Annotated in this window: 9 protein-coding genes; 7 read left to right on the top strand and 2 right to left on the bottom strand. The window is 73.4% G+C overall.

Annotation, left to right across the window (positions count from 1 at the left end; genetic code table 11):
* Positions 1–46 precede the first annotated feature (46 nt).
* Positions 47–1,405: an APC family permease gene (locus tag WCD41_RS22670; RefSeq protein ID WP_337716684.1), complete on the top strand. Its 1,359-nt coding sequence runs from the start codon at positions 47–49 to the stop codon at positions 1,403–1,405.
* A 5-nt stretch (positions 1,406–1,410) separates the two neighbouring features.
* Here the strand turns inward: WCD41_RS22670 and WCD41_RS22665 are convergent, their stop codons facing one another.
* Positions 1,411–1,866 (bottom strand): pyridoxamine 5'-phosphate oxidase family protein, encoded by a 456-nt coding sequence (locus WCD41_RS22665; RefSeq protein ID WP_337716682.1) that lies wholly within the window; start codon positions 1,864–1,866, stop codon positions 1,411–1,413.
* Positions 1,867–1,937: 71 nt separating this feature from the next.
* Here WCD41_RS22665 and WCD41_RS22660 point away from each other — a divergent pair, with 71 nt between their 5' ends.
* Positions 1,938–4,118 carry a phosphatase domain-containing protein gene (locus WCD41_RS22660; protein ID WP_337716680.1) on the top strand — a complete coding sequence of 727 codons (2,181 nt, stop codon included), beginning with the start codon at positions 1,938–1,940 and terminating at the stop codon, positions 4,116–4,118.
* Here the strand turns inward: WCD41_RS22660 and WCD41_RS22655 are convergent.
* The gene (locus WCD41_RS22655; protein ID WP_337716678.1) at positions 4,112–4,663 is read right to left on the bottom strand and encodes a hypothetical protein; all 552 of its coding nucleotides are present in this window, start codon (positions 4,661–4,663) and stop codon (positions 4,112–4,114) included. The genes WCD41_RS22660 and WCD41_RS22655 overlap by 7 nt on opposite strands.
* A 309-nt stretch (positions 4,664–4,972) precedes the next feature.
* Between WCD41_RS22655 and WCD41_RS22650 the strand changes: the two genes are divergently transcribed.
* The 5 genes from WCD41_RS22650 to WCD41_RS22630 all read left to right on the top strand — a co-directional run bounded on the left by WCD41_RS22650 (position 4,973) and on the right by WCD41_RS22630 (position 12,030).
* On the top strand, positions 4,973–6,235 hold the full coding sequence (locus tag WCD41_RS22650) for a helix-turn-helix domain-containing protein (protein WP_337716676.1): 1,263 nt from the start codon (positions 4,973–4,975) through the stop codon (positions 6,233–6,235).
* Positions 6,232–6,930 (top strand): hypothetical protein, encoded by a 699-nt coding sequence (locus tag WCD41_RS22645; protein WP_337716674.1) that lies wholly within the window; start codon positions 6,232–6,234, stop codon positions 6,928–6,930. Before WCD41_RS22650 ends, WCD41_RS22645 begins: the two co-directional genes overlap by 4 nt.
* A gap of 26 nt (positions 6,931–6,956) precedes the next feature.
* Entirely contained in the window at positions 6,957–7,754 is a 798-nt protein-coding gene (locus WCD41_RS22640; RefSeq protein ID WP_337716672.1) for an endonuclease/exonuclease/phosphatase family protein, read from the top strand.
* Entirely contained in the window at positions 7,741–8,433 is a 693-nt protein-coding gene (locus WCD41_RS22635; protein ID WP_337716670.1) for a CDP-alcohol phosphatidyltransferase family protein, read from the top strand. Before WCD41_RS22640 ends, WCD41_RS22635 begins: the two co-directional genes overlap by 14 nt.
* Before the next feature lie 90 nt (positions 8,434–8,523).
* The gene (locus WCD41_RS22630; RefSeq protein WP_337716669.1) at positions 8,524–12,030 is read left to right on the top strand and encodes a tetratricopeptide repeat protein; all 3,507 of its coding nucleotides are present in this window, start codon (positions 8,524–8,526) and stop codon (positions 12,028–12,030) included.
* The last annotated feature ends 68 nt before the right edge of the window (positions 12,031–12,098 follow it).

Below are 12,098 nucleotides of genomic sequence, written 5' to 3'. Positions count from 1 at the left end.
GGTGCTGAACGTGCGTTCTGTCCGCTTCTGACCGACCATTCCGCACATGACCGACACCGGGCAGACGACCGAGCCGCCGGCGCAGGAGACCAAGCTGGCACGGAACGTCGGCACGGTGCTGCTGTTCTTCTTCATCGTGGGCGACACCCTCGGCGCGGGCATCTACACCCTCGTCGGCACGATGGCCGAGGACGTCGGCGGCATGCTGTGGCTGCCTCTGGTGATCGCGCTGGTCGTCGCGCTGCTGACGGCGGGGACCTACGCCGAGATGATCTCGAAGTACCCGCACGCCGGAGGCGCCGCGCGCTATGCGGAACGCGCCTACAAGAAGCCGTTCCTGACCTTCATCGTCGGGTTCTTCATGCTCTCGTCCGGAATCGTCACCGCCGCACTGCTCGCCAACGCGTTCGCGGGCGACTACTTCACGACGCTCGTCGACGTGCCGGCCGCGCCGGTCACCGTGGTGTTCCTCCTGGTCCTCATCGGGATCAACCTCCGGGGCGTCCGGGAGTCCCTGGCCGCGAACACGGTCGCGACGATCATCGAGACCACCGGTCTGGTGATGGTCATCGTCGTCGCGGCGATCGTCTTCGGCAGTGGCGGTGGCGACCCGGCGCGCATCCTGATGCCGTCGCCCGACCAGCCGATCCTCGTCGGCGCCTTCGCCGCCTCGGTGGTCGCGTTCTTCTCGTTCCTGGGCTTCGAGGCGGCCGCGAACATGGCCGAGGAGGTCAAGGAGCCGAGCCGGGCATATCCGAGGGCACTGTTCGGGGCGATCAGCACCGCCGGCGTCATCTACCTGCTCATCGCGCTCGGCTCCGCCATCGTCGTCGACCCGAACGTGATGGCCGAGTCCACCGGCCCGCTCCTCGAGGTGATCACCGCATCCGGGCTGCCCATTCCCGGCTGGCTGTTCTCCCTGATCGCGCTCGTCGCCATCGCCAACGGCGCGCTGCTGTTCATGGTGATGGCGAGCCGGGCGACCTACGGGCTCGCCGAGGTCGGCCTGCTGCCGTCGATCTTCGGCAACGTCGCGCCGACACGGCGGACGCCCTGGGTCGCGATCCTCGCCGTCGGCGCGGCCACGATCGGCATGAGCTTCGTCGGCAACATCGGCACCCTCGCCGACACCACGGTGCTCCTCCTGTTGTTCGTCTTCATCTCGACGAACGTCTCGTGCCTGGTGCTCAAGAAGGACGAGGTGCCCCACGAGCACTTCCGGGTGCCCACGATCATCCCCGTGCTCGCGATCATCGCCAGCATCGTGCTGTTGACCCAGCAGTCGCTGGAGATCTGGTTGCTCGGGGCCGCGTTCGTCGTGGTGGGCACGATCCTGTTCCTCCTCGCGCGCATCGGGCGGCGCCGCTTCGACCAGGGCCCGCACGAGACGACGTTGACCTTCTGACCGGCCTACTCGCGCTCGACCGTGCGCAGCCCCCGCGCGGGCGTCCACCACTCCACGACGAGGAGCGTCGCCTGGGCGTTGAGGTGGGTGTGGACGACCTCGGTGATGTCGGCGTGGAAGAGGTCGCCGCCCGGCCCCTCGGTGACGGCGCCCGCGGCGACCGCGCGGCCGGCGATCTTCGCCTCGCCCGGCCACTGCGCCTCCGCGCCCTCCACGGGATCGACGGTGGCGCTGTGCAGGGCGAAGCGGGGGTCGCGGCGCAGGTCGGCGCCCTTCCGGGCGGCGGACATCGAGCCGAACGTCAGCTCACCGTCGGTGAACTCCGTCTCGATGCCGGAGATCCGCGGCGACCCGTCGGCGCGCAGCGTCGCCAGGGTCTTGTGCTTGTGGGCCTCGAAGAGCGCCCGCACGCGCCCGGCGAACTCCGGCGCGGCCTTCTCGACGTCCTGCCAGCTGGTCACGCGGCGATGATGGCACCGGGGTCCGACAGGGCACCTTGTCCCGCATCGGCCGTCCGGCCACGATGCGAACGGTGACCCCGACACCGCCGACCACGCTCGGGGTCGTCTACGACGTCGACGGTGTCCTGCGCGTGGCGCCGCTGCGGCGCCAGTGGGGCCGCCTCCGCGCCCTGGCCACCCGCGGCCCGCACGACCGGCGCTCACTGCTGGGGATGCAGCGGGTGCTGCGGACGGTCGCGGCGCCGGGCGCCGAGGTCTACTTCCTGACGGGTCTGCCGATCCGGCTCGCCCGCGTCGTGCGGGCGGCGCTGCGCCACGACCAGTACCCGCCGGGCACGCTGCTGATGGCCGGGCGCCGCCTCTTCTCGGGATGGCTGTTCGGGGCGGGGCTCGAGGCCAAGCGCGACGCCCTCGAGCGCCTCGCCGTCGAGCATCCGGACGTCTCCTGGGTGCTCGTCGGCGACGACGCCGGTCACGACCCCCAGCTCTTCGCCGACTTCGCCCGCGACCACCCCGACCGGGTCGCTGCGATCGCCCTGCGCCGCCTCGTCGACGTGGTGCGGTCCGACTCGCCGGTCGCCCGCGACGACAGCCCACCGGTCGTCGAGGCCCCGAACGGCGAGGAGATGCTGCCGGGACTGCGCGCGGCGCTGGGACTCCACGAGCCCACGGGGGAACCGCGGATCGACGACTGGTTCCTCACCGAGCAGGAGCGCGGCAACCCCGCGACACGGCTCCGGCCGTGGACCGAGGGCAACGACGTCCGGCTGCGCGTCCACGGCCACGCCTACTACGCGACCCTCGCCGAGCGCCTGGCCGCGACCGGCCCCGGCGACCAGGTGCTGTTCCTGGGCTGGCGCGGCGACGGCGACCAGCAGCTCGTCGACGACGGGCCGACCGTCGCCGAGGCCCTGGCGGACGCCGCGCGCTGCGGGACGCGGGTGTGCGGGCTGCTGTGGCGCTCGCACCTGTCGGTGTTCGGCTACCACGTCACCCAGAACCGCCGTCTCGCCGCGGCCCTGCGCGCGGCCGGCGGCGAGGTCCTGCTCGACCAGCGCATCCGGCCGCTGGGCAGCCACCACCAGAAGCTCGTGGTGATCCGCGGCGACACCGACCCGGCCGGCGACGTCGCCTACGTCGGCGGCATCGACCTCGTCCTCGGCGCTCGTGACGACATCGTCCACCGCGGAGATCCGCAGTCGGTCGCGTCCGGCGACGCCTACGACCGCGATCCCCGCCACGACGCCCAGCTCGAGCTGCGCGGACCCGTCGTCCGGGACCTCCACGAGGTGTTCCTGGAGCGCTGGATCGACCCGACGCCGCTGGTGCGGCTGCCGTGGCACGTCGTCCCCGACCTCGTCCACCGCCTGCCGCGACGGGGCGCCGTCCTCCCGCCCCCGACCCCCGACCCACCCGCCGCGGGGCGCTGCGCGATCCAGGTCCTGCGCACCTACCCCCGCCGGACCCCGCCGCTGCCGTACGCGCCGTGGGGCGAGCGCAGCGTCGCCCGGGCGTTCATCAAGGCCCTGGGGCGGGCACAGCGGCTGGTCTACGTCGAGGACCAGTACCTCTGGTCGGCCGACGTGGCCCGGGTCTTCGCGGCCGCGCTGCGCCGCGCGCCCCAGCTGCACCTGGTCGCGGTGGTGCCGCGCCCGCACGCCGACGCCGGTCCGAGCCCCGCGATGATCGGGCAGGCGGAGGCGGTCGCGATGGTGCACGAGGCCGGTGGCGACCGCGTGCAGATCCTCGACGTCGAGAACGACGAGGCGAGCCCGGTCTACGTGCACGCCAAGATCTGCGTCGTCGACGACGTGTGGTGCACCGTCGGCAGCAACAACTTCAACTCCCGGTCGTGGACGCACGACTCGGAGCTGGTGACCGCGATCCTCGACGAGGAGCGCGACCGGCGCGCTCCCGCCGACCCGGGCGGGCTGGGCGACGGCGCCCGCGTCCTGGCCCGCCGGCTGCGCCTCGAGCTGATGCGCGAGCACCTGGGCGAGCCCGACGACGCCGCACTGCTCGACCCCGACCACGCCGCCGAGCTCGTGCGCTCCCGCGCCGCGGCGCTCGACGCCTGGCACGCCGGGGGCGAGCAGGGCCCGCGGCCGCCGGGCCGGATGCGCCGCCACACTCCCGCCCACGAGCAGGTGGAGCTGACCCTGCGACGTCGGTGGATCACCGGCCCCGCCTACCGGATGGTGCTCGACCCCGACGGCCGCCCGCTGAGCGCGCGACTGCAGCGGACCTACTGAACGGGCCCGTCCGACGAGCCCGTGGTCGTCCCGAGCCCGTGCCGCACGACGAACAGCACCGCCATGTTCGGCCACCGCGAGTGGGGCTCCACCACGACCTCGTCGACGAAGCACGCCTCGGCGAGCGCTGCCGCCTCCGCACCGAGCTGCGCGACCGTGACGCCGGCCGGGCACCACACCAGGACGTAGGTCCCGTTCGTCCGGGCCGCGCTGCGCACCACCGTCGGGACCGTCCCCGAGCGGTTGCACACCGGGAGCTCGAGGAAGGCGGTCCGGAGCCGGCGCTCGATCACGAGCCGCCGTACCTGGGCACCGAGGGCGTCGCGGAGGTCGGGGACGGCGAGCGCCGCCGCCTGGCACCCGGCGAGCGCGGCCATGACCTCCCAGGACCCGGTGGCCACCCACACGACGGCGAGTGGTCCGATGACCCAGAGCAGGGCGACGACGAGGGACCGGTGGCGGAGCAGCGCCCAGCCGACTCCCTGCGGGTCGGTCGGGATCGGCCACTGGCCCCGGCTGCCGGGGTCGTGGCGCCGGGTGCTCACGACGTCCCCGTCCCGGTCGGGATCGGACGCGGTGCACGGCCGCGGGACCGACTGGTGCGCTGAGAGCTGGTGGTGACCGTCATGACGCGACTCCCCGACGCCGACCTACAGTAGGTAAGAGAGTAGGTAGGGTAAGGGTCGTACACCTACCTACTTTGCTGCCGCCGAAGGGATCGGGACGCAACCGTGACTGATCCACCGAAGGGAAGATCGCGTGCAGGCGATGGACACGCTGGTGGCAGCCGGGCGCCGCGCTTGGTGGGGTCGCTACGCTGGCCGGATCGATGGCCTACCGAGGTAGGTGATGTGATGACGGCCGTCGGAACGAGCGGGAGCCTCAACGCCGAGGCCTTCGGTCGTGTCCTGCGCGAGCACCGGGTCCGTGCGGGGCGGACGCAGCAGCAGCTCGCCGACACCCTCCGCGTCAAGCGCGCCACGCTGTCCCAGTGGGAGACGGGGCGCCACCTGCCGTCGCCGGGCAAGGTCGACCACCTCGACACGCTCCTGGGTGCGCGGCGGGCGCTGGTCGAGCTCGCCGCCTCGATCCGGGGGGAGGTCGACGACGAGGTCGCGGCGCCGGTCGCCCCGACCCCGACGACCCTGCGCGACGTGTACCAGGCTCTGGGTCGGGCGATCGTCGACAACCTCGTCGTCGACGGGAACGGCTCGCCCCAGGGATGGACCCGCGACTTCCGCCGCGACCTCGGCGTGACGCCGCTGAGCTCGGCCTACGCGATCAAGACACTCGCGCTGATCGACGCCCCCTACGTCGACCCACACGCCCTCGGCACCTGGCTCCACGGCGCCCAGGAGCGCGGGGGCGGGTGGACCTCCCGAGGGTCGGGACCCCGGCCGGAGGCCACCGCGGTCGTCATCGACGCGCTGAGCCACATCGGCGGTCCGAAGCCGCTCGGTCCCTCCCTGGACGTCCTGGAGTCGCTGACGTCCGGGCCCGCGCGCGCGAACACCTTCATCCTCACCAGCGTGCTCGAGGTGCTCGCCCGGATGCGCCCGGACAGCGCGTTCACGCGCCGGACCGTCCGTGACCTGCTCGCGCTGCGGCAGGCCGAGGGAACGCTCGGGGTGTGGCCGGAGAAGACCTCCGGTGCGGTCGGCGGACGCCCTCGACCGTCGGCGGCCCACACGGCCCGCGCCGTGATCGCCCTGCGGATCCTGCGTGCGACCGGCGCCGCCACCGACGCGGACGAGGTCGACGAGGCCGTCGCGGCGGGTACCCAGTGGCTGCTCTCGGGCTCCCACGACGACGTGATCCGCGAGAACCTGGAGCCCAAGGACGAGCACGGACGGGTGCGCGACCTGGAGATCCGGCACTTCACCCCGGCGCTGGTCGCCCGCGCACTGTGTCTCGTCGAGGACCCGCCGTGGCCCCGCATCCAGGTGCTGCTCGACTCGCTGTGGAGCTTCTACGACGCCGGTCTCGGGCTGTTCGTGTGGCCCAACGGCGACGTCCCCATCTGGCTGCAATATGACGCCGTCACGGCAACCCGGCTGGCCGCCGAACGTCATGCGATCGTGCCCCAGCCCCGAGCTGTCCCGGACCAGCAGCCGTGAGCGGACCGGAGAGCGCGCTCCACGACGGCATCGCCGCCTGCCTGTCCGCCGAGCCGACCCTCGACGAGCTGACCGCGGCCATCGCGACGGTGCGGGCGGAACCCGCGGCGCAGTGGGCGCTCCTGCGGGCACTCCGCGACGACGACCCCCGTCTCACCGAGGTCGCCAAGGCGTCGTGCTGGCACCCGAACGGGTTCGCGAAGATCGTTCTCCACGAGGCCGTGCTTCCCCGCTTCCGGATGCGGCTGCACGTGTGGCCGGCGGCCGACCTCGGCGTCGCGCCGCGGGGGGAGACGAACGCCCACAGCCACCGGTGGGACTTCGCCTCCACGGTCATCTGCGGCGCCGGTCTCGAGGTGCAGCACTTCGTGCAGCATCCCGACGGCCTCGAGCACGACCGCTTCCGCTGGGGACCCGAGCTCGACGGGCTGCAGCCCGCCGGCACGGCCACCCTGCGGTCGAGCCCCGTCGTCGTCCGTCCGGCCGGCGACGTCTACCGGTGCGACACGAGCGTCGTGCACACCGCCGAGCCCCTGGGGCGCGGCCTCGTCGCGACGCTGGTCCTCCAGGGTGCGGACCGCGCCTCGGTCACCGAGGTCTACCGACGTCCCGACCAGGCGCCCGACCGCCCTCCCCGGGACCTCGCGAAGAGCGAGCTCTGCGCGCTGCTCGACACGACCCTCGCGGAGCTCTGATCCCGGGACCGGCACGCCTGCGGTTCATGACGTTCAACATCCGCGGGTTCACGACGCCCGTGGACGGCCGACACGGCTGGTCGCACCGGGCGCGCGCCAGCGTCGCGACCGTTCTCGACCAGGCGCCCGACGTGCTCGGCGTCCAGGAACTGCAGCGCCCGGCGCTCGCGACCTACCGCGACGAGCTGCCCGGCTACGGGCTCGTCCTCGGTCCGGCCGCGGGCCCGCGATGGCGCCCGGAGCACAACGCGATCCTCTACGCCCGCGACCGGCTCGAGGTGCTCGGCTCCGGCGGGTTCTGGCTCAGCGCGACCCCCGAGGTCCCGTCGGCGTCGTGGGACTCGCGGAACGTGCGCGCGCTGAACTGGGTGCGGTTCGGGGTCCGCGGCACCGACACCACCTTCCGGCACGTCAACGTGCACCTCGACCACTGGAGCGACCGCGCCCGGGTGGAGAGCGTCGCCCTGCTGCTCCACCGGCTGGCGGGCAGCGCGGAGCCGACCGTCGTCACCGGCGACTTCAACTGCCCGCCCGGCTCGGCGGCGCACCGGACCCTGCTCGCCCAGGGATACGCGGACACGTGCGTCCAGGACGAGGACACCTTCCACGGGTTCGGGCGGCTCGACGCGGCGGTGGCGCGCCGCTTCCACCGCGGTCGGCTGCGCCTGGACTGGATCCTCGCGAGCGGCGACTGGGACGTCGGGGGCTCGTGGATCGTGCGCGGCACCGGGGCGAGCGATCACGACCCGGTGGTCGCCGATCTCGGGCTGTCCGGGGAACGACGACTACAGTGCTCGCGGGGTGATGCGGGTGGACGTCGATGACCTCGAGGGCTACTTCGACCGCTGGTCGCGGGCCCACGGCGGCTACGACGTCCGCGGCTCCCGGCCCACCCGGGCCTGGTTGCGTGTCGCCCACTTCTTCGGAGCCCCGCTCGCCCGTCGCGGGGTCTCGCCGACCACGGTCACGCTGGTCGGCGGCGTGGGTGCGATCGCCGTCGGTGCCGTCGCCGCGCTCGGCGGACGCTGGCCGGTGCTCGCCGCGGCCCTCGTCGTGGTGGTGGCGGTGCTCGACGGCGTCGACGGGGCCGTCGCCCAGCTGACGGACTCCTCGACGGCCTGGGGTCGCGTCGTCGACCAGCTGGTCGACCGGGTCGGCGACCTCAGCATGGTCGTCGGGTTGTGGGCCCTCGGAGCGCCCGGGCTGCTGTGCGCCGCGGCCGCCGTCCTCACGGTGCTCGACGAGTCGATCCGGGGGAGCGCGGCCGCCGAGGGCGTGGGCGCGGTCGGTCTCGTGAGCTTCCCCGAGCGCCCGGCCCGCCTGCTCCTCGGTGGTCTCGCGTTCCTCGTGGCGGGGCTCGTGCCGGATGTCGCCGGCGTGACGGTGACGGTCGCAGCGGCGGTGTGGACCCTGCTCGCCGTCGTCGCAACCGGGCAGCTCGTCGTCAACGTCCGCCGGAAGCTGCACGGACGCCCGCGGAACCTGAGCGACCTCGACGGTTGAGACCGGGCACGCGTGCCTTGTGCGACAGGAAGCACGACAGCAGCTCGCTACGCTGCTGCGCGTGGGTCGCGGACGGGGGGAGCGGGTGGGGTGGGTCGAGGGCCTGACGTCTTCATCAGCTACCGCACCGCAGACGGCGGTATCGCCGCGGCACACCTCGCCGGGCGGCTCGCAGAGGTGGTCGGTCCCGATCAGGTGTTCCGCGACTCCGACACCCTGCTCCCGGGTGCGCCCTGGCCGGACGCGCTGACGTCGGCGCTGGACGAGGCCCGTGTCCTCGTCGCTGTGATCGGTCCCGCCTGGGCAGGCACAGGCCGACCGGGAAGCCGGCGCATCGACGACCCCGGTGACTGGGTGCGCCGAGAGATCCTCCACGCGCTCCGGCGAGACGTCCCCGTCGTTCCCGTCGTGCTCGACGGAGCGAGCGGCCCGGCGGAGCTCGGGCTCGACGGGGAGCTCGCCGGGCTGGAGGACGTCCAGACGGCTCCATTGCGACACCGAGACCTGACCGGCGACACCGGTGCCCTGATCGACCGGCTCCTGCGGCTCGTGCCCGAGCTCGCCGTCCACCGCGTGTTCGAGGCGCCACCGGTGCGCCCCGCAGAGCTGTCGCCGAGCGCGCTCCTCCGGCCCGAGTTCGGGATCGTTCCCTTCGCCGGGCGAGACGAGGAGCTGACCGACCTCGACGGCTGGCTCGACTCCGTCGCAGGTGAACCGGTGCGCCTCCGCACAGGTCGTGGCGGCGTGGGGAAGACCCGACTGGCGCTCCGCCTGGTGTCCTGCGCTCACGAACGGGGATGGCCGGCCGGGTTGCTGGCCGAGGATGCCGACCCGGCGCTCCTCGCCACGCTGCGGGTACCGACGTTGGTCGTCGTCGACTACGCGGAGGGCCGTTCCGATCAGGTCGGGGCCCTCCTCGCCGCAACGGCGACGGCCCCACTGCGCGTCCTGCTCCTCGCCAGGACGGCGGGACGGTGGCGTCAACGCCTGGCGCGCCATCGCGACGAGCACGTCGCGGCTCTCGCGGAGAGCCTTGTCGGGACGCCGCTCGCTCCGCTGGCGCCGAACGATCCGGTCGCCGAGTTCGAGCGGGCTCTCGACGCCTTCATCGACCATCTTCCCGGTGCTCGCCGGCCGCGTTCGCCGTCACGGCTGGACGTCGTCCACGCCCTCGACGTCCACGCTGCGGCGCTCGCCGAGCTGCTCGATCGCACGCATCCCGCGACGAGCAGCGTGGACCCCGTGCGCCGGGTCCTCGCCCATGAGCGCCGCTTCTGGGCGTCCGTGGCGCGGCCCCACGGCCTCGATCCCGAGCCGGACGACCACCTGGCCGTCGTCGTCACCTGCGCGACCCTCACGGCCGCTCCACCCGACGCGGACGCGGGAAGCCTGGTGGCCGACGCGCTGCGGACGGCCGATCCGGTGCCCTACCTGCGGTGGCACGCCGAGGCGTACCCGGATGCCCCTCCGTTCTCGTCGCTACGACCCGATCGGCTCGGCGAGGAGCTCGTCTCCGACACGCTGGCCGACCATCCGGACCTCCCGGACCGGATCGCGACGTCCTTCGGGACCCGCGACGTCACGCGTGCTCTGACCGTCCTGAGCAGGGCGGCCGGCCGCCATCCTCACCTCGAGCGCGCGCTGACGGCGATGATGCGCGCCGACCCGACGACCAACGTGCCGCTGGCGATCGCCGTCTCCACCGGCGACCTCCTCGACGACGACACGCTCGGGCGTGTCCTGTCGGGTCTCGTCGGTGAGGACGCCGGTCCCGACGTACTCGACCAGCTTCCCGACCGGAGCTCGGCGCTCGCGGGGCTCGCCGTCGTGGCGACCCGGGCGTCCTTGCGTCGCGAGGAGAACAGCAGCCACCCGGATCCCGTCACGCGGGCCCGGCTGACGCACGATCTGGCCGTCAGGCTCAATCACATCGGCGAGTCCGAGCACGCCCTCGCCGAGGCCGTCGCGGCCGTCGACCTGTACCGAACGCTGAGGGAGCCGACCGCCACGGCGATGGCCCTCGACACCCTCGCGACCGTGCTCTACGCCCTCGGCCAGCACCATGACGCCCTCGACCGTGTCGAGCAGGGCCTGGCGCTGCTGCCCGCGGATGCACCGTCGCACCACCGCGCGACACTGATGGCCACCCGCGGCAACCTCCTCGGAAACGTGCATCGGCCCGGCGAGGCCGTCGCGGCGCTGGAAGCCGCCCTCGAGGCGGCCCGCGTCTCCACCGATCCCGAGGTCGAGGAGCTCGACCAGCGTGCGGCGATCCTGACCAACCTGGCCGTCGCGCACCTCGATCTCGCGCACCTCGATGATGCGCATCTCGACGCGGCGCTGGAAGCGGCGTCCGCATCCGAGGCCCTCCGCGCGGAGCTCGCCGACGAGCAGCCCGACCGGTACCGCGAGGACCACATCCAGGCACTGGTGAACCTCGGCGCGGTGTACGCCGAGCGGCGGGAGCACGCCAAGGCTGCTGCCCTGGCCGACGGCGCCATCGTGCTCGCGCGCGGCCTGGTCGGGCGGTACGGCGACCGACATCTCGACGCGCTGGCGGACGCCCTCAACAACAGCGCCACGGCGCTGCGTCGGACGGGTGACCCCGAGGCCGCCATCATCCGGCTGACGGAGGCCGTGCTCGTCTACCGGGACCTCGCCGACGCCCGTCCGGCGGTCTCGCTGTCGTCGCTCGCCGCAGCCCTGCACAACCTCGGGAGCGCGCTCGACGATGTGGGGCGCGTGTCCGCGGCGCTCGACCGCTACGACGAGGCGGTCGACATCTTCCGCAAGATCGCCGGTCCGGGCCCCGAGGGCTCGGACGCGGTCGAGCTCGCCGAGACGCTGCGAGCACGGGTCGGACCTCGACTGGCGATGAAGGACGTCGCCGGAGCCGTCGAGGACGCCGAGGAGGCCGTCGAGCTGATGCGACGGCACGCCGACGGGCGAGGCCGCGCGCGACGGCAGATGCTCGCCGGGGCCCTGCACGAGCTCGCGAAGGCCACGAGCGACCCGGAGCCGGCCGAGGAGGCCGTGGCGATCCTGCGCGAGCTGGCGGACGGCTCGCCGGACGGGGACCACGACCTGAACGTCGCGCTGCACGGACTCGCCCAGCACCTCGACGAGGCCGGCGAGCACGCCGTCGCCGCTCCCCTCTTCGCCGAGGTGCGGCGACGCGTCACCGGTGATCCTGACCTGCTCTCGACGGTGCTCCACGACGAGGCCCTCTGCCGCAGCGAGCTGGGCGAGCACGTGGTCGCCCTCGAGTTGATCACCGAGGCGGTGGCACTACGGCGGCAGCGGGCCGACGCAACAGCTCTGGGACGGCTGGAGCTCGCCGAGTCGCTCAACAACCTCGCCGACACGATGCGGGACGTCGGACGCGACGCCGAGGCCGTGGCGGTGGCCACCGAAGCCGTCGAGGTCGCCGGCGCACTCGCGGACGACCTCCCCGGAGGCGCCCGCTTGCACGTCTTCTGCCTGCTGACGCTCGCCGGGGTCCTGGACGAGCCCACCCGGACCGAGGTCCTGCACAGGGCGGAGACAGCAGCCGGCGGCGACGAGGAACTCGAGGAGATGGTCCGGGAGAGCTCGTGACCGGCCGGCGCTCGGGTGGCTGGGGCGAGAGGCACGTTCGGCAGGTCGCGAGGCCCGATGATCATGCC

This window comes from Actinomycetospora aeridis, assembly GCF_037400275.1.
Taxonomy (GTDB): Bacteria; Actinomycetota; Actinomycetes; order Mycobacteriales; family Pseudonocardiaceae; genus Actinomycetospora; species Actinomycetospora aeridis.
This window is presented reverse-complemented; position numbering and strand designations above follow the sequence as displayed.

Excerpts from the sequence above, each read along its gene's own strand:
- WCD41_RS22670 (WP_337716684.1), top strand. The coding sequence starts at position 47 with ATGACCGACACCGGGCAGACGACCGAGCCGCCGGCGCAGGAGACCAAG.
- WCD41_RS22650 (WP_337716676.1), top strand. The coding sequence starts at position 4,973 with ATGACGGCCGTCGGAACGAGCGGGAGCCTCAACGCCGAGGCCTTCGGT.
- WCD41_RS22640 (WP_337716672.1), top strand. The coding sequence starts at position 6,957 with ATGACGTTCAACATCCGCGGGTTCACGACGCCCGTGGACGGCCGACAC.